Genomic DNA, 18,138 nt, shown 5'->3' on the forward strand with positions numbered 1-18,138 from the left:
CCGCGCTCAGAGCATGCCCAGCCGGCGGGCGTTGGCGGGGTCGACCGCCGCGGACTCCCAGCGCCGCACCGCCGACTCGCGCTCCACGTCGGGCGCGTCCGCGTAGTAGCCCAGCGTGTCGTGCAGGGCGCGGCTCAGCTCCTCGATGGCGGCGAGCCGCACGTCCAGCTCCCGGTGGCGCAGCGCGGCCACCAGCCAGTCCGCGCGACGGCGGCTGCGGTTCTCCGCCCACCACGCGGACCACTGGCGCGGCTGGAGGCCCAGCGTGGCGCGGGTGACTTCGCGCAGCGCCTCCGCGGCAGCCTGCGCGCACATGGCGTCGTCGCTGCCGGTGAGGTTGATGAGGCCCTCGATGGCGTCGCGGTCGTGCAGCGTGCCCAGCGCGCGGGCCGCCAGCGAGCGGCGCAGCGCGTCCCGGCTGGCCATCTCCTGGCGCAGGTCGCGCAGGGACGCGTCCAGGCGAGGCAGGTGCTTGAGCGCGGCGGCGGCGACGCGCGCGGCGCTGGAGATGTCCGGCTCCATGTCGAACAGACCGCGCAGCACGCCGTCCACCAGCTCCGCGTAGGGCAGGTTGCCCGCGGTGAGCAGCGCCAGGTAGCGCGTATCCGCGTCGTTCGAATCCAGGAGCGGCGCCAGCGCCACGGCCGCGGGACGGCCCAGGCGCGACAGCGCCGCGGGGATGGGGCCCAGCTCGTCCGCCTCCGGCAGCTCCACGACGGGCAGGCGGCTCCAGGCGGTGGGACCGGGGAAGTGCTGCGCGAGCACGCGCGCGCTGGCTTCCGGCGAACGCGCCAGCTCCGCGATGGCGCTGGAGCGCTGGGACGCATCCGGACCGGTGAGCCGGCGCAACAGCGGCGTGAAGTCCGGGGGCGGGCGCTCCTCGGGAGACAGCACCCGCGGAGGCAGCGCGGCGGCGCGGCCCAGGTTGGCCACGCCGCCACGGCCGAAGACGGGGTTCCATCCGAGCCCGGCGACCACGGCGGGCGCGGGCGCGGGCTGGACCGGGGCCGGGAAGCCGGGCACGTCCACGTCGATGGTGATGTCCTCCTCGGGCGCGCGCAGCTCGGACACGCGCTGCTTGCGGAAGAGGATGAGCTCCTGGAAGGCGGCCGGCAGGTCCTGGCAGAACAGGATGTAGTCGCTCAGCCGGCGCTGGCTCATGGGCTTCTGGCCGCAGTCGCCGTAGAGGATGGCCACGAGGCGGCCCTTCACCTCGACCGGGTACAGGAAGACGGTGCGAGGGGCCTGACGGCCGAAGAGCTCCAGGTAGTGCCGCGTGAGCGCGTCCGGCGGCAGAGGGCCCGCATAGCTGCCGCGCGTGACCGCGACGGTGCGGAAGACGCTGCTCGCGTCGAGCGGGATGGAGACCTGGGCCAGGGCGTTCGCGTCCCAGCCCTCGCCGCGCGAGTCCCAACCACCGGCGGCGCCGCGCACGACGGCGAAGGCGGCCACGTAGTCGAACGTGCGGCGGCCGAAGCGCAGCGCCACGTCCAGCAGCCGGTCCAGGTCCCGCGTCGCCTCCCGCAGCGCGGAGCGGGCCTGCGGCAGCGTCCACTCCGGCACGGCGGCGTCCGGCGCGCTGGAGGCACCCGGGACGGACGTGGGCTCCGGCGCGCGAGGCCGGTTCGCGCCCGGGGTGGACGCGGGGTTGCTGAAGATGATGAACGACGGCTCGCCCCGGGGCGGCGCGGGGGGAATGGGCGGCGAGGTCGGCGTGGCGGCCTGGGGCGCGCGGGCCTGCGGCTCGGGCGCGGGAGGCCACACCGCGGGACGGGCTCCCGGGGGCTGCGCGGGGGCGCCCGCGCGGTTCGCCGCGGCCTGGGGACCGGTCGCCGGCGCGCCCTGTGAGGCCGGCGCGGACTGGACGGTGGTGCCCGGTCGCTCGGAGCCCTGCGTGGCCTGCGGCGCGGTGGTGCCCGGACGGGGCGGCTGTGCCGTCGTCGCGGAGGGGCCCGGCCCGCCGAATCCCTGCGTCACGGGCCCCGGTCCGCCGAGGCCCTGCGCGGCCGCGGGAGCCTGCTGCACGGTGCTTCCAGGACGGCTTGGAGCCGTCTGCGGCGGCGTTGCGTACGCACCGGGCGCGGCGGGGCGGCCGCCCTGGGCGGGACCCTGCGGTGCGGAGGCGGGCGTGTTGGCTTGTCCCACGGGCGACAGCACGGGGATGGGCTGTGGCGGCGGGACGGGACGCTCTCCCGGCGGGTAGAGCGTCGGCGGCGCGGCATTGCCCGACGCACCCCGGTTCGGCGCCTGCGCGGGCGGGGTGGCCGGCATGTTCAGCCGCAGGGGCTCACGCGTGTACGCGGGCGGCGGGATGTCCGCGGCCACCGGCGGCGGCGTGGGGCGCTGGACCGCGCGGGCCGTGGTCACCGGCCCCGCGGAGGTGTTCAGGCGCAGCGGCTCGCGCACGTACGCGGGGGGCGGGATGTCCGCGGGCTCGGGCCCACGCGCGGCGGCGGGACGGGGCGCGGCGGGCACGGGCTCCTGGGCCACGGAGCGCGCCAGCTGCTCCACCATGTCCACCGTCATCGACTCGTCATCCGGCGGCGGAGGCGGGGGCGGCGTGAGCGACCCGGCCTGCCGGGCGAGGGCCTCCGCCAACTGGACGAAGCGGGGCGGCAGCGGCTGGCGGTAGATGACGGAGATCCACTCGCGCACCCGCAGCTCGATGGCGACCCACAGCTCCAGCGGCTTGCCCAGCAGGAAGCCGACCTCGTCCAGCTCCTTCTTGGGCACCGGATAGGCGCACGCCACATGCAGCGTGTTGCCGTCCAGCGACAGCGGGACGACGCTCAGGCGTTCGGCGATCTTGGGAGGGATGAAGCTGGCGACGTCGAGGTTCGGCTCGAAGTCCACCAGGTTCACGGGCCGGAAGCCGGAGGCCTCGCCCAACATCGCGAGGACGTCCGCTTCGGAGAGACCGCGCTCCAGGAGCGCCGTGTCCAGGTGGCCTCCCAGGGCTTGATGCTGACGCAACAACTCCCCGGCCTGCTCCTGGGTGAGGAGGGCGCGCGAGACGAGGTGCTGGGCAAGACGCGAAGGCATGAAGGCCGCGGCATCTTACGGCCGCGGCCGCAAGGCACAATGAGCCGGTTTCAGCTCGGTTGGACGACGAAGGTGGACGTCAGCTTGTCATGGAGCGTCTGCCCGCGGCGATCGAACAGCGCCATCCAGAAGCCGCCCAGGAAGAGAACAAAGGAAAGCCCGGCGAGCAGCGCCCGGAAGATGGCCCGGCCCGGGGTGGGCGCCATGCCATGGGTGTCCACCAGCCGCAGGCCCAGGAGCAACCGTCCCAGGGTGCGTCCATTCCACAGGAAGGCGGCGACCGCGCAGTACACGGTGGCGAGCACCACCACCAGGACCGCGCCCGGCAGCAGCACGGTGTGCAGCGCGCGCAGCCAGGCGACGAACGCGTCCAGGCCGGTCAACCCCGGCTGCGGCCCCTTCACGCCGGCAATGGACGAGGCCAGGGTGATGTAGGCCGCCGCAACGGCGCCGATGGCCGCGGTGTCGACGGTGAAGGACAGCAGCCGGCGCCACAGCGACGCGGGCCGGGCGTGGACCTCACCCGAGGCCGGGGCGGCCGGGACCGCGGAGACCTTCGACTTCGTGGGGGCGGCGGGGGCGGCGGCGGGGGCGGGCGAGGTTTCCATGCGGGACACTCCCGGAGCGGTCGCGGGAGCCGTGGCGAAGGCCGGCGTCTCCAGCGGAGGCAGGATGGCCGGGTCGTCCATGACGGGCAGGCCCGGAGCGGCGTCCCGGCGAGCATCCATCAAGGGCAGGCCTGAGGAGGCCCGCGGTGCATCCCAGTGCTCGGAGGTCGACGGTCCGGAGGCGGAACCGTCCATGGAAGGCAATCCGGACGGAGCCGGCGGCGCGGCCGCGCCCATGCGGGGCAGCCCCGGAGTGGCTCCGCTCGTCGGACCGGAGGCCTGGGCCTGCGCGGCCGGACGAGGCAGCCCTGCGGCGGGAGCCTCCATGCGAGGCAGTCCGGGGGACGCGTGGGCGGCGTTGCCATGCGGCGGAGCCACGGCGGCCTGGGGGCGCGGAATGTGCGGCTCCGTGCCGTAGGCCGGAGTGGGCGCGGAGCCCGGGCGGGGCTCCATCGCAGGCTGCGCGGCGCGGGGAACTGCGACGCCAGGATTCTGGAAGCCCGGCTCCGACAGGGCCGCGGTGGGCGCGGCACGCGGAGGCACGGGCGCGGCGGCGGCCATCGGAGCCACGCCCGGAGGCGCGGCGGTCATCGGCGCCACGCTCGGAGGCGGCGCGACGGGGCGCGGGGGCGCCACGGCACCGGCAGGCGCGTTCCCCGAAGGCGGCGTGGCGCGAGGAGGCACGGGAGCCGCGGCACGAGCAGCCTGCTGCGCGGGAGCGCGGACGGCCGGACCTTCCGCGTGCGGCGCGGGACGGGCCGCCGGATCCGCGTGCGGCGCGGGAGCGCGAAGCGTCGCATCGGCCTGCGGCGCGGGGCGGGCCACCGGAGCCGCGGCGCGGATCGTCGCATCCGCGGGGGACGCGGAAGCCTGCGCGGCGCGAGCCGGGTTGGGTGCCGCGGCATGACCTGCCACGTCGCCCTGGGGCATCGCGGCGCGAGCCGCCGGATTCACCTGGGGCGCGGGCACTCGCACGGTCGCATCGGCGGCCGGAGCCTGCGCGCGGCTCGCCGCGCCGGGGGCGGGAGGCGGCACGGCGGCGCGAGGCGCGGCGGCCGGAGCCTGCGCGGGCCGGGGCGCGCCGGGAGGCACGGGCGCCATCCCCGGACGGACCGAAGGGGTCATGCCCGGCGGGGTGACGGGTCCGCGAGGTGGCTCCATCGCGAAGGCCGGCGTGCCACGCAACGTCTCCGGCTCGTTGTTCAGCGTGATGGGGTCTTCGCTGCCCGCAGCCGGGGCCGCGCGGCTTCCTGCCCGGCGATCAATGTGGATGTCCCGGTCGAGCAGGCTCGGGACGGGGGCCACCGCGGGTGGGCGCGCGGCATTCGCGGCGCAAGCGGGGCAATCTCCGACCGGCGGCAGCGAGGCGCCGCACTTCAGGCACTTGGACAACGGATCCTCCCGGTGACGCGGACAACCGTCGCCATGAAAGGCCGCATTCAGGCCTGTAGCAAGAAAAGGGCAAGCCCCCCGGCGGTCCCTCGCCCGAGGAACCGTCAGGGGCTCGGCCGCGCCAATCGCAACCCTCCCCGTGGGGACGGCGCGTATGGGATGCCTCACGCTAGGCGTGGATGCGGCGCCGTCCCGCTGCTCCCACGAGGAGAAGCACGATGATGGCTCCCACGACGGACATGATGATGCCCGAGGCACGCAGCTCGAACAGGCGACCGTTGCGCTCGAAGAGCGAGCCGATGAGACCACCCACCAGCGAGCCCACCATGCCCAGAAGGGTCGTGGCCAACAGGCCCATGCTCTGCTTGCCCGGCAGGATGGCCCGGGCGATGAGGCCCGCGATGAGGCCGATGATGATGAAGGTGATGATCCCCATGAGAGTCTCTCCCGTGTGAGGGACCCGCGAGGTCCCGAGTGGGAGAAACGTAGGAATGGGCACAGGGATCCGTGACCAGGGATGCGAGCAGGGGCCGTCCGCTCGACTACTAACCGAGCGACCCGTCTAGGTGCTGCATGACCGCGAGCGCCGCGAGCGCCGCCGTCTCCGTGCGCAGGATGCGCGAGCCCAGCGTCACCGGCCGCGCGCCCATGGCCCGCAGTCCGTCCACCTCCTCACGCGCGAGCCCGCCCTCGGGGCCAATCACCAGCGCCACCGGCGTCCCCGGCGCCACGCTCCGGAACGCCTCGCCCAGCGGCACCGCGGACTCCTCTTCATCCAGCACCAGCAGCAGCGTGCCCGGCGTCAACGCGCGAGCCGCGTCCAACAGCGGCTGGGGCGGATGCACGTGAGGCACGTCATCGCGCCGACACTGGCGCGCGGCCTCCTCGACGATCTTGGCCCACCGCTGCGTGCGCTCCCCGGCGCGCTTCGGCTCCAGCTTCACCACGCTGCGCACCGTGGCCACCGGGTGGAACGCGGTGGCGCCCAGCTCCGTGCCCTTCTGCAGCACCAGCTCCAGCTTGTCCCCCTTGGGCAGCCCCTGCAGCACGCTCATCTCGCGCGCGGGCGGCGTCACGCGCACGGCCCCCAGCAGCAGCCGCACGGACTCCGCGCCCAGTCCGGTGACGCGCGCCTCGAACGCGCGCCCCTTCCCGTCAAACACCTCCAGCGCGTCGCCGTCCTCCAGCCGCAGCACATGGACGAGGTAGTGGCGGCGCTCGCCCGTGAGCGTCACGTCGGCGGGGGCGGGGTCGGGCAGGGGAACGAAGAGGCGGACCACGGCGGCTTTCCTTGAAGGGGAGGGCGCCCGCGAGGATAGCCCCCCAGGCGTCCAGGCGTGTCCTTTCCACGCTCCACGAACGCCCGGCGCCTGCCTGTTCCTGCTATGGCGCCCCACGCCCATGGCCACCCTCGTCATCGAGTCCACCCGCTCCGGCTTCGTCGAATCCCTCCACACCGTGTCCGTCGCGGTGGTGAGCGCGGAGGGCACGCGCGTCGCGTACGCGGGAGACCCGGAGCGCGTCACCTTCTGGCGCTCCGCGGCCAAGCCCTTCCAGTCCCTGCCCATGGTGCAGGACGGCGCGGCGGACCGGTACGGCTTCGGTCCGCGTGAGCTGGCGCTCTCGTGCGCGTCCCACTCCAGCGAGCCCGTGCACCGCGCGCTCGCCATGCGGATGCTGAACGCGAGCGGCTGCGAGGAGCGCCACCTCGCGTGCGGCCCGCACCCGCCGCTGTCGCCCGCGGTCGCGGAGGAGGCCCTCAAGGCGGGCGTGGTGCTCACGCCCCGGTGGAACAACTGCTCCGGCAAGCACGCGGGGATGCTCGCGCTGGCCCGGCACCACGGCTGGGACCTCCACGGCTACGCCAGCGACGGCCACCCGGTGCAGGAGCGCATCCAGGATGAAATCGCCAGGTGGACGGGCCTGCCGCGCGACGCGCTGGTGAAGGCCGTGGATGGCTGCCTCGCCGTCTGCTTCGGCCTGCCGCTCAGCGCCATGGCCACCGCGTGGGCCCGCTTCGGCGTCTCCGAAGCGCCCGCGGCCCGGCGCCTGCGCGAGGCCATGCTCGCGCACCCGGAGCTGGTCGCGGGCAAGGGCCGCGCGTGCACGGACCTGATGACCGCCTTCAAGGGGGAGGCCGTGGTGAAGATTGGCGCGGAGGGCGTCTACTGCGCCGCGCTGCCCCGCGCCCGCCTGGGCGTGGCCCTCAAGGTGGAGGACGGTGACGCCCGCTGCGCCGCGCCCGCGCTCCTCGCCGTCCTGGGCCTCCTCGCGGAATCACAGGGCCTGTCCCTGCCCATGACGGGCCTGGACCACCACGCGGAGCCACGCATCCTCGACACGCGCAATGAAGTCGTGGGCTCCCTGCGCGCGGCCGGAGCGCTCGCGTTCACCTGAGTCCCCGGAAGCCGCCCGCTGTGGCGCGGAAGGTCACACGCGCGGCGTCATCTGTAACCGGCCCCGCTACAACCGCGGCGGCGCGCCGACCGCCCTCCAGGGACACGGCGGCAGGCACGCGGACTGCAATGCCTCTCGCGCACACGGCGGGACTCGCGAGGTCCTGACGCCAAGGGGGAAAGCCTCGCGAGTCCAGATGGGGTCGGGTGAGCGAGCGAGCGCGTTCGCTGCCCGACCCCCTCTTGTTCCTAGCGCTTCAAGTCGATGCGCACCCACTCGCCCTGCTGCGCGCCCTCCAGCACGGTGCACCCCAGGGCGCGGTACGCGGCCTCCACGTCCGCGCGCTGGTGCGCGAGCACGCCGGCCAGCACCAGCCGGTCCTTCGCCTTGGGCACGATGAGGGGCGCCAGCTCGATCAGCGTGTTGGCCAGGATGTTCGCGAGCACCAGGTCGAAGGTGCCCGGCACCTCCGTCAGCTCGCGCCCGGAGATGTCCAGGTCGGGCGTCTGGTTGTCGGTGCAGTTCTCCTTCGCCAGCTCCACGGAGGTGGGGTCGTTGTCGGTGCCCACCACCTGGCCCGCGCCCAGCTTCTTCGCCGCGATGGCCAGCACGCCCGTGCCGGTGCCCACGTCCAGGACGCTCGCGCCCGGGTGCGTGGCCATGAAGTCATCCACCGCCGCCAGGCACAGCGACGTGGTGGGGTGGTCCCCCGTGCCGAAGGCCATCTTCGGCTCGATGACCAGCTTCACCTTGTCCGCCGGCGCGTTCGCCACGTCCCAGGGCGGGCCCACCCACAGGCGGCCCACCTGCACGGACTTGATGAGCGACTTCCACTCGTTGCTCCAGTCCTGCTGGGGCTGCTCGTCCAGCGACAGGCGCGCGGTGGGGTGGCTCTCCGCCACGGCGTCGCGCGCCTCCTCCGCGCTCTCGCGGTCCTCGAAGTAGGCGACGACGATGGCCTCGCCCTTCGCGGGGGCGCGCACGCCCGGCATGGTGGGCGTCTCCGCGTCACGGACTTCCAGGCCCAGGGCGCCGGACTCATGGAGGAGGTCCTGGAGGATTTCGGAGGACTCCTCCGCGATATCCACGGTGAGTGACAAGTAGGTCTGGGACATGGCGCCCCTTCTACCGCACCCGGTGCGGCGTGGAAGCGTCGTCGTCGTGACGCTTCCACGCTCGCGAAGAAACCGCGGGACCTCAGGGGCCGACGACGGCCGTGACCACGCGGTCGAAGTCGATGACCCGGCGGGCCACCTCCCGCACGTCCTCCGCCGTCACCTTCGCCACGCGCTCGGAGTAGTGCAGGAAGTTGTCCAGCCCGATGCCGTAGCACGTGTCCAGCGCCAGCAGCGTCGCGCGGGCGCTGTTGCGTTGCAGGTCGATTTCATACGTCCCGATGATGTGCTGCTTGGCGCGCTCCAGCTCCGCGGCCGGAATCGGCTCGTCGCGGATGCGCTGCAGCTCGCGGCGCATGCCCTCCACGGCGGCCTCCACCTTCTCCGGGCTCGTGCCCATGTAGACGGCGAAGTAGCCCGGGTCCAACCCGTCCATGGAGAAGCTGCTCACGCTGTAGGCCATGGAGCGCTTGTCGCGCAGCTCGATGAAGAGCCGCCCGCCCTGGCCCGACAGCACCGTGGACAGCACGTCCAGCACCACGCGCCACGGGTCGCTCATCCGCGCCGCCTGGAAGCCCATCACCAGGTGCGTCTGCGCGCGCGCGAGCACCTTCTTCTCCGTGCGCGGCGAGGACGGCGGCGGCTCCGGCCGCACCTGGGGAGACGCCAGCGCCCCGCCGCGCGACTTGCCGAAGTACTCGTTCGCCAGCGCCCGCACCTCGTCCACGTCCACGTCGCCCACCACGCTGAGCGTCATCTGCGACGGATCCATGTACGCCCGGTGGTACGCGCGCAGCTGCTCGGGCCCCAGCGCCTCCACGGAGGCCTTCTCGCCCAGCAGCGACAGCCGGTACGGGTGCTGCTGGTAGAGCGCGCGCGAGAACAGCTCGAACGCCAGGCCCGACGGCTTGTCCTCGCGGGTGAGGATGTCCTGGAGCAGCAGCGCGCGCTCGCGGGCCACCTCCTCCTCGCGGAAGGCGGGGTTGAGCAGCACGTCCGCGAACAGCCGGAAGCCCGGCTCGAAGTAGCGCGACAGGAAGTCCGCCTTCAGGCTCACGGAGTTGCGGCCGCCCTGGCCGGTGACGTTGCCCGCGTACAGGTCGCTCAGGTGGGAGATGTCATCCGCGCCGAGCGTCGTGGTGCCCTTGGTGAGGGCCCGGCTGAGCAGCGTGGTGATGCCGTTGTTCTCCGGCGTCTCGTAGCGCGCGCCGCCGAGGAACGCCGCGCGCATGGAGAACAGCGGCACGTGCGGCTCCACGCGGATGATGAGCGTGGCGCCGGAGGGCAGCTTCTCCTGCACCACCTCCGAGCGCGCGGACACCCCGGCGCTCCGGGCCGCGCGCGGCGGGGCCTCCGGGGGCGGCCGCCGGGCGGCGCGCTCCGGGGGCGCGAGGCCGGGGCTCTTCGCCGCCTCGTCCAGCGCGGCGTGCACCTGGCCTTCCGTCAGCTCCGACGCGTGCGGCACCAGCGCGGTGACGATGGCGTGCTCCAGCCGCAGGTACTTCTGGGCCACGCGGCGCAGGTCCTCCGGCTTCAGGTTGCGGATGTCCTCCAGGTAGCGCGCCTCCGACTCCAGGCCGCCGGGCGACGTCTGGTACGAGCCCATGTTGCGCGCGGTGCCCTGCACCGTCTCCTTGCGGTAGACGGACTCCGCCTCCACCACCGCCTGCACCGTGCGCAGCTCGTCCTCGGGCACGCCCGTGGTGCGCAGCGCCTCCAGCACGCGCGCCGTCTGCGTGAGCGCCTTCATCGCCTTCTCGGGCGGCAGCGTCAGCGACACGGAGAAGATGCCCGGGTCCTTGGGCGTGTACGCGGACGCGTGCACGTCGTTGACCAGGTGCTGGCGGCGCTTCACCTCGCGCACCAGCCACGACGAGTTGCCCTGGCCGGCGATCATCGCCAGCACGTCCAGCGCGGGCACGTCCGGGTGCTCCAGCTCCGGGATGGAGAAGGCCAGGTGCACGTAGGCCTCCTTCACGTCCTCCTGCTCGATGTGCACGCGGCGGCCCGCGGGCGCCGGATCGCGCGGACGCGGCACCGGACCCGCGTAGGGCCGGCCCCAGTCACCGCCGAAGATTTCGTCCACCCACTGCCGCAGCTGCGCCTCGTTCAGGTCGCCCGCGACGGAGAGCACCAGGTTCCTGGGCGTGTAGTGCCGGTGGTAGAACTCCAGCACCTTCTCGCGCGTGAAGCTGCGCACGCTCTCCTCGGTGCCGATGACGGGCAGCCGGTACGGGTGCGTCTGGAACGCGGCGGAGAACAGCCCCCGAGACGCTCTGCGCGACGGCGAGTCGTAGCTGCGCTTGATCTCCTCGCACACCACCTCGATTTCGCGCGCCAGCTCGTCCTTGTCGAACGAGGAGCGGCGCACCGCGTCCCCCAGGATGTCCAGGCCCGTGCGGGCGAACTGGCTGGCGATGACGATGTGGTAGACGGTCTGGTCGAAGGACGTCCAGGCGTTGATTTCGCCGCCGTGCGCCTCGATGTCCCGGGCAATCTCACCGGGGCCCCGGCGCTCCGTGCCCTTGAAGAGCATGTGCTCGTGCAGGTGGGCGAGTCCGGCCTGGTCCGGCCTTTCGTCCGCGCTGCCGGCCTTGACCCAGACCTGGAAGGCCGCGACCTTGGCGGCGTGCTGCTCCTCGAAGACGACGGTGAGCCCGTTGGGCAGGGTGTAGCGGATGGCCATAGGAGTGGTCCGAAGCTGTCATCCCCTCCCGAGGAGAGGCAAGGCGAGGTGTGATGTTTGCTCCATTGGCTAACGTCCCGCCCCCGCCACGTCGAGCGGACCGTGCCGCCCGCCTCCCACCAGGCAGGCGAAGCGCCATCGCCGCCATCGCGCAACTGGTGGAAACCCCCCGTGGCCGGTAACCTGGGGCGCGCACATGCCGTCTCCCCCGGACGAGGCGGATCCGCTCGCGGACCTGAAGGAACTGCTGGATGACGGCGACGCCCCCGTGGCGGCGCCCGCTCCGGCCCCCACCAGGCCGCTCGCGGTTCCCAGGCCTCCCCCCTCCGCGCCTCCTCCCCTGCCGCCCCGGCGGCCTGCCACGGGCCTGCCCGCCGACCCGGCGTTGAAGCCTGCCGCCGTGCCCGTCGCCCGGGTGCCCACGACCCCCGCGCCCATCGGCGGTGGAGGGTTGCCCACGACCACGCCTCCGTCCCCGGCGGCCGCGGCGCGCAGTCCCGGCAAGGGAGACCCCTTCGCGGAGCCCGCCGAGCCCCGGCTGCCCATGGGCGGCTCTCCGGAGGACAAGCTGGAGTTCTTCCGGGGCATCCTGAAGCAGAAGACGGAGACCCTGGCCCGGGCGCGCGCGCTCTACGCCGAGCGCGAGTCCGAGGTCGCGCAGCTCAAGGCCGCGCTGGAGAAGGCGCGCAAGGAGGGCGGCGGCGCCGCGGGGCCGTCCGCGCAGGACGAGCAGCGGCTGAAGCAGGCCCAGGCGCGCATCGCGTCGCTGGAGGCGGAGCTCGCCGCGTCGGAGGCGGACCGCAAGGACCTCACGCGCGCGCTGGCGGAGGTGGAGGCGGAGCTCCCCCGGCTGACGGAGGAGCTCCAGGCGGAGCGCGAGTCGCGCGGGGCGATGGCGGAGGAGCTCGTCGGCGCGAAGGAGGCGCTGGGGCTCGCGCAGGACCGCGTGGCGGAGCTGGCGTCCGGCAAGTCCGAGGCGCAGGGCGCGCTGGAGGCGGTCCAGGAGCAGTACCAGGCCACGCTCGCGGACGTGGAGCGGCTGACCGCCGAGCGCGACGCGCAGGCGCTCAACATCAGCCAGCTGGAGACGGCGCTCGCGGAGGCCCGGGGCGCCATGGGGGCCCTGGAGAGCGAGAGCGACTGGTCGCGCAGCTCGCTGGAGGAGGCGCACGCCCACGCGAAGGTGATGGAGGGCGAGCGGGACGCCGCGCGCCGGCAGCTCGCGGTGGTGGAGGACGGGCTCAAGACGCTCCAGACGCAGGTGACGGAGCTGGAGCGCTCGCTCGCGCTGAAGGACGCGGACGCGGTGGGCCTGCGCGCCGCGCTCACCGCGCGCACGGCGGAGGCCGCGGAGTTGCCGGCGCTCCGGAGCGCCCTGGAGGGCCGCGCCGCGGAGGCCGTCCGGATCCACGCGCGCGTGCGCGAGCTGGAGGCGGAGGTCGCCCAGGCGCGTGAAGCCGCGCGCGCCGAAGTGGAGGACGCGGAGGTCCGCGCGCGCACGCTTGAGTCGGAGCTGGCCTCGCTGCGCGAGGTGCTGGAGGCCGCGGAGGTCGAACAGGTCTCGCTGCGCGACCGCATGGAGTCGGACGCGGCGGCGCTCGGCGAGGCGGTGCACGAGGCCGAGGCCCGGGTGCACGAGGCGGAAGGCAAGGTCGCCGCGCTGGAGGCCCAGCTGGCGGAGCTCACCGCCCAGGCCGTGGCCGTGCAGACCGAGCGCGAAACGCACCAGCAGCAGCTCGCCGCCGTGGAGCGCAAGCTCGCCACGACCCAGGCGGAGCGCGTGGGCTTCTCCGCGCGCGTGTCCATGCTGGAGACCGCCGCGGGCCAACGCGAGGCGGAGCTGCAGCGTCAGCAGGCCCTGGTCGCCAAGGCCCAGGAGGAGCTGTCGCTGGAGCGCGCGCGGCGCGAGGCGGTGGAGGCCGAGCTCGCGGACGCCCGCGTGCAGGCCGCCGAGGCCGAGGGCCGCGCCGAGGCGCTGAGCGCGGGACATGACGACCAGCGCGAGGAGCTTGCCTCTCTCAACGAGCAACTGGAGGCCGCCCGCGCGGAAGCGGACAAGGTGGACCGGCTCCAGCAGCGCGTGAAGATGGTGGAGGGCGCGCTGGAGGTCTCCGAGTCCAAGCGCCGCGTCGCCGAAGCGCAGGCGGCCCGCGTGAAGGACCTGGAGGCGAAGCTCGCGCAGTCCGGCGCCACGCTCCAGTCGGAGCAGGGGAGCCGGACCTCGCTGGAGGCCCGGCTGGCGGAGGCCAGCGCCGCGCTTCAAGCGGAGCAGGACGCCAGGGCCGCGCTGGAGACCCAGCTCGAGGAGGCCCGCGCCGCGCTCGAGGCGGAGCAGGCGGCGCGTCAGGCGCTCGAAGCGAAGGTCGCGGCGGCGCCAGCGGCGGGCGCGGACGTGCCCGCGGATTGGGCGGCGGAGCGTGAGCAGCTCAAGGCGGACGTCGCCTCCATGAAGCGCAAGCTGATGGCGGCCGAGGCAGCGCTCGAATCGGCTGCCAGCACCAAGGCGAAGGTGGCGCGATTGGAAGCGCAATTGAAGGCCCTGAAGTAGAGGTTGGACCTCCATGTCCTTCGCCGCGCCCACGGATCCGCTGACGGGCATGCAGGCGGCCCGCTTCGGGCTGTACCTGCACTTCCCGTACTGCCTGGCCAAGTGCCCCTACTGCGACTTCGCGGTGGCGGTGGCGCGCCAGGTTCCTGAAGAGCGGTACGCGAACGCGGTGCTGGCGGAGCTGGACGCGCGCCTCGCCGCCAACCCGTCACTGCGCACCAAGCCGCTGGAGTCGCTCTTCCTCGGCGGCGGCACGCCGTCCCTCTGGCACCCGCGTTACGTGGCGCGCGTGCTGGAGGGCATCGCCGCGAGGATGTCGCTCGCGTCGGGCCTGGAGGTCTCCCTGGAGGGAAACCCGGAGCGCTCGGACGCGGAGCGCTTCGCCGGCTATCGCGCCGCGGGCATCAACCGCCTGTCCCTGGGCGTGCAGTCCTTCCAGCCGGAGACGCTGAAGGCGCTGGGCCGCGCGCACGACGCCGCCATGGTGGAGGCCGCGGTGGCGGCGGCGCGCGAGGCGGACTTCCCCGTGGTGGCGCTGGACTTCATCTACGGCGTGCACGGCCAGACGGTGGCGCAGGTGGAGGCGGACGCGCGCCGCGCGGTGGCCCTGGAGCCCGAGCACCTCTCCACCTACGCGCTGACGGTGGAGCGCGAGGTGCTGGCGGAGTCCACGCCGCTGTCCAAGCAGCTGGACCGAGGTGAGCTGTTCCTTCCGGACGACGACGCCGTGGTGGCCATGGCCCGCGTGGTGCGCGACGTGTACGGCGCGCACGGCCTCACCCGCTACGAGGTCTCCAACCACGCGCGCCCCGGCCTCAGCTCCCGGCACAACGCGCTGTACTGGACCGGCGGCGAGTACCTGGCGCTGGGCGTGGGCGCCACCGGCATGCTCCTGTCCCCCGCGCCCCACCGCTACGTGAACCTCCGCAGCCCGGAGGCCTACCTGCGCACGGTGGAGGAGGGGCGGCTGCCGGAGGCGAGCCGCGAGGACCTGGGCCCCGAGGAGCTCTTCGCCGAGCGGCTGAGCATGGGCCTGCGCCTGGTGTCGGGGGTGGACTGGGAGGCCGTCTGTGAGCGATACGGCCAGCCCGTGGAGCCCCGGCGCGCGGAAGTCGAGCGACTCGTGGCCCACGGCTTCGCCACGCGCCAGGGCCGCAGGTTGGCCCTGACGGAGCGGGGGGCGGACGTGCACAGCGCCATCTGCGCACGGCTGTTGTAGGCGGCTCCAGGAAGGACGATTCGACCGTGCTGACCAAGTGGTTGTTGTGGATGGGCCTCACGATGCTGACGGGCAGCCCGCTGCTGTCCCTCGGGCTGGTGGCCGTGCTGCTGTTCGCCGCGGACCGCTTCACGCTCCAGGTGCTGCCCAGCCCCATGCGCATCTTCAAGCGCTGGCAGCGCGCCGGTGAGCTCGCGGGCACCATCCTCACCAACACCCACGACCGCCGCGCCCGCGCGGAGCTGGCCGACATCCGCGTGGGCCAGAAGCGCTATCAGGAGGCGGTGGACCTCTTGCGCCCCAACCTGGACGCGGGCGACGACGACGTGGACACCCTCTACCTGCTGGGCGTGGCCTACCTGGGCGCCGGCGACGCGCCCCGGGGCGAGCTGCTGCTCACCGAGGCCGAGCGCCTGGACGCCGACTACCGCCAGGGCGCCATCGACCTGGAGCGCGGCCGCTTCCGCCTCCAGCGCGGCGACCTGAAGGGCGCGCGCGAAGCCCTGGAGCGCTTCCTCCAGGTGCGCCAGGGCTCCGTGGAGGGGCGCGTGCTCCTGGCGCGCGCGCTGGACAAGGAGGGGCTGGACGTGGAGGCCAAGGAGGCCCGCGACGCCGCCTGGCGCGAGTACGCCGCCGCCCCCCGCTTCCAGAAGCGCCGCGACCGCTGGTGGGCGTACCGGGCCCGTCCGTCCCGCCCGCTGGCGTACGCCGCCATCGCCCTGGTGCTGATGGGCGTGGGGGCGTACCTGACCCGCTACCTGCCCACGCACGACACCTCCGGGCCCTACGGCGCCTTCGAGGCTGCGCCCTACGCCGCGGACGACATGGGCGGCGACGACGCGGAGTAGTAGGCTTTCCGCGCATGTTCCCCCCGCCGTCCCAGGTGCTGCGCCAGCGCGAGGGCCTGCTGGCGGACACGCCCTTCCCGCTGCTCCTGCACGCGCTGATGGTGGAGGAGCGCACCTGCACGCTGGAGCTCAAGGTGCGCCAGCGCGAGAAGCGCATCACCTTCGAGGACGGCGCCCCGGTGGCGTGCCAGTCCAACCTCCTGCACGAGACGCTGGGCAAGTACCTGGTGGAGAAGGGCCGCCTGTCGGAGGCGGACTACCAGAAGTCCCTGGCGGAGAGCGTGTCCTCGGGCATGCAGCTGGGCGGGCTGCTCGTGCAGAAGGGGCTCATCAGCCCCTTCGACCTCTACAAGCAGCTCCAGGCGAACCTGGCGCACAAGCTGTTGGACTGCTTCCGCTGGACGGACGCGAAGTACCGCCTCATCGCGGACGTGGAGACCCCGGACGCCACCGTGCGCGCCAACAGCGCGCAGCTCATCCTCACCGGCGTCTCCACCCAGCTGCCCTTCGACACCGTCGCCACGCACTTCACCTTCACGGACGACCGCCGCTTCGGACAGATGCCTGGCGTGGAGTCCGCCCCCAAGCTCTCCTCCAAGGACGCGCGCCTGTTCCAGGCCCTGCGCCAGCGCCCCAACTTCAACGAGCTGCTGGAGCGCACCGGCTTCGACATGGACTCCGTGCTGCGCCGGCTCTACGCCCTGTGCCTGTTGGGCGTGGCGGGCTTCGTGGAGGACGTGGACGCGCGCGCGGAGGAGCTGGCCCGGAAGGCCCCCGCCGCCCCCATCCCCGCGCCCGCTCCGGTGCCCGTCTCCACGCCGGTGCCCGTGCCGTCCCAGACACCGTCGGGCACGCCCTTCTCGGACGAGGACGAGGCCGCGCGCAACGCGCTCGTGGGCGCGTTCCTCAACCACCGCAGCCTGGATCCGTTCGCGCTCCTGGACGTGCCGGAGGACGTGCAGCCGGTGGCGCTGCGCAAGGCGTTCCTCGCCGCCGCGGACCGCTTCTCCCCGCTGCGCTTCCAGACCGCGGAGCTGAAGGAGAAGGCGGAAGGGCTGCTGGCCGCGTACGCGCGGGCCTACGGCTCGCTGTCGGAGCCGGAGCAGAACGCCATCTGGAAGAAGCGCCGGCAGGCCCACCGGGAGAAGGCGCGCAACGCCACCGGCCGGCCCTCCACCGCGGAGCAGTTCCGCATCCGCACGGACCTCCTGGACGCCACCAGCCAGTTCGACGAGGGCAAGAGGCGCCTGGAGGCGCGCAACTTCGCGGGCGCCTTCGAGTACTTCGAATACGCGTGCGACATCGACCCCAAGCCGCTGTACCAGGCCCACCGCGCCTGGGCGCGCTACCTCATGAGGCCAGAGGCCCATGGCCGGCTGGTGCTCCAGGAGCTCCAGGAGCTGACCCGCCAGGAGCCCGGCCTGGAGGAGGGTTGGGCCTTCCTGGGGGACGTCGCCCGGGGCGAGGGCCAGTGGGCGCTCGCGGACGAGGCCCTGCGCAAGGCCTTCAAGCTGAACCCCCAGCAGCGCCGCTACGTGGCGCTCATCCAGGAGATCGCCCGGCGGCGGTGAACGCCCGCCGCCGGAAGGGCCCGGGCACTACAGGGCGTCGAGCTGGGCGCGGAGGCTCGAGGACAGGCCCACGCCGTCCGACAGGTCCGTCATCGCCTGGTCGACGATGGGGAAGTTCGTGCTCGTGATGGTCTTGGTCTCCAGCAGGCGGAACAGCTCCTGGAAGTCCTTGTACTGGGTGACGGGGCCCAGCTCGAAGCTCTCCTCCGGCCTGGCTCCGTGGCGCTCGCTGTTCACGCAGTAGAGGAACAGGGGCTGGAAGAACCGCTCACCCGCCGGCACCTCGATGGACACCCGCTGGGCCAGCATGCCGTTCTGCACGGCGCGGTTGCGGGACACGAAGATGAGGCCCGGCGGCAGCTGGAGCGTGATGGGCCCGTTCGTGGTGTTGCGGAAGATGAGGCACAGGCGCACGTTCTCGCCCTGCCCCTTCGCCTCGTCCTCGTACTTGTTGTCACAGTCCGTGGGGTCGGAGTCATTGTAGCCATGGATGGGCTGCTCCAACTCCAGGCCCTGCGGAAGCGTGAACGTCGCCCCTTCCGGCGCGGACTCGTTGCGGCCCAGGCCGGGACGGCCCTCGACGATGGGGTCGCCGCCGCCCCCGTCCTTCTCGTCGTCGTCGCCGCCGCACGCCGCCAGAGCCACCGTCGTCGCGACCAACGCCGCGCGCCATGCCAATCGCCAGTTCATTGCCACTCCTCTGATGACTGCC

12 protein-coding genes are annotated in these 18,138 nt (G+C 73.6%); 5 read left to right on the forward strand and 7 right to left on the reverse strand.

What is annotated here, in order from left to right; translation table 11 throughout:
- Positions 1-6: 6 nt before the first annotated feature.
- From KYK13_RS05300 to KYK13_RS05315, 4 genes are all read right to left on the reverse strand, one after another.
- Positions 7-3,042: a FrgA protein gene (locus tag KYK13_RS05300; protein WP_223642456.1), complete on the reverse strand. Its 3,036-nt coding sequence runs from the start codon at positions 3,040-3,042 to the stop codon at positions 7-9.
- 50 nt (positions 3,043-3,092) lie between these two features.
- Complete coding sequence (locus KYK13_RS05305) at positions 3,093-5,042, reverse strand: RDD family protein (protein WP_223642458.1); 1,950 nt, start codon at positions 5,040-5,042, stop codon at positions 3,093-3,095.
- Positions 5,043-5,211: 169 nt separating this feature from the next.
- Positions 5,212-5,478: a GlsB/YeaQ/YmgE family stress response membrane protein gene (locus KYK13_RS05310; RefSeq protein WP_223642460.1), complete on the reverse strand. Its 267-nt coding sequence runs from the start codon at positions 5,476-5,478 to the stop codon at positions 5,212-5,214.
- A 109-nt stretch (positions 5,479-5,587) separates the two neighbouring features.
- Complete coding sequence (locus tag KYK13_RS05315; protein WP_223642462.1) at positions 5,588-6,322, reverse strand: 16S rRNA (uracil(1498)-N(3))-methyltransferase; 735 nt, start codon at positions 6,320-6,322, stop codon at positions 5,588-5,590.
- Positions 6,323-6,443: 121 nt separating this feature from the next.
- On the opposite strand from KYK13_RS05315, the gene KYK13_RS05320 reads away from it, so the two are divergent.
- The gene (locus tag KYK13_RS05320; RefSeq protein WP_223642464.1) at positions 6,444-7,439 is read left to right on the forward strand and encodes an asparaginase; all 996 of its coding nucleotides are present in this window, start codon (positions 6,444-6,446) and stop codon (positions 7,437-7,439) included.
- Positions 7,440-7,687: 248 nt separating this feature from the next.
- On the opposite strand, the gene KYK13_RS05325 is transcribed toward KYK13_RS05320, so the two are convergent.
- Positions 7,688-8,554 (reverse strand): 50S ribosomal protein L11 methyltransferase, encoded by an 867-nt coding sequence (locus tag KYK13_RS05325; RefSeq protein ID WP_223642465.1) that lies wholly within the window; start codon positions 8,552-8,554, stop codon positions 7,688-7,690.
- Positions 8,555-8,636: 82 nt separating this feature from the next.
- Positions 8,637-11,240 (reverse strand): pitrilysin family protein, encoded by a 2,604-nt coding sequence (locus tag KYK13_RS05330; protein WP_223642466.1) that lies wholly within the window; start codon positions 11,238-11,240, stop codon positions 8,637-8,639.
- 196 nt (positions 11,241-11,436) lie between these two features.
- Between KYK13_RS05330 and KYK13_RS05335 the strand changes: the two genes are divergently transcribed.
- The 4 genes from KYK13_RS05335 to KYK13_RS05350 are packed head-to-tail and all read left to right on the forward strand — an operon-like array spanning position 11,437 to position 17,426.
- Complete coding sequence (locus KYK13_RS05335) at positions 11,437-13,788, forward strand: plectin 1 isoform 8 (RefSeq protein WP_223642467.1); 2,352 nt, start codon at positions 11,437-11,439, stop codon at positions 13,786-13,788.
- A 13-nt stretch (positions 13,789-13,801) separates the two neighbouring features.
- Positions 13,802-15,007 carry a radical SAM family heme chaperone HemW gene (gene hemW / locus KYK13_RS05340; RefSeq protein ID WP_223642468.1) on the forward strand — a complete coding sequence of 402 codons (1,206 nt, stop codon included), beginning with the start codon at positions 13,802-13,804 and terminating at the stop codon, positions 15,005-15,007.
- Positions 15,008-15,036: 29 nt separating this feature from the next.
- The gene (locus KYK13_RS05345; RefSeq protein WP_223646534.1) at positions 15,037-15,855 is read left to right on the forward strand and encodes a lipopolysaccharide assembly protein LapB; all 819 of its coding nucleotides are present in this window, start codon (positions 15,037-15,039) and stop codon (positions 15,853-15,855) included.
- Between the two features lie 14 nt (positions 15,856-15,869).
- A complete protein-coding gene (locus KYK13_RS05350) occupies positions 15,870-17,426 on the forward strand; it encodes a DUF4388 domain-containing protein (RefSeq protein ID WP_223642469.1) in 1,557 nt (518 codons plus the stop codon).
- Positions 17,427-17,453: 27 nt separating this feature from the next.
- Here the strand turns inward: KYK13_RS05350 and KYK13_RS05355 are convergent, their stop codons facing one another.
- Complete coding sequence (locus tag KYK13_RS05355; protein WP_223642471.1) at positions 17,454-18,116, reverse strand: hypothetical protein; 663 nt, start codon at positions 18,114-18,116, stop codon at positions 17,454-17,456.
- Positions 18,117-18,138: the final 22 nt, after the last annotated feature.

Source organism: Corallococcus sp. EGB, assembly GCF_019968905.1.
GTDB lineage: Bacteria > Myxococcota > Myxococcia > Myxococcales > Myxococcaceae > Corallococcus.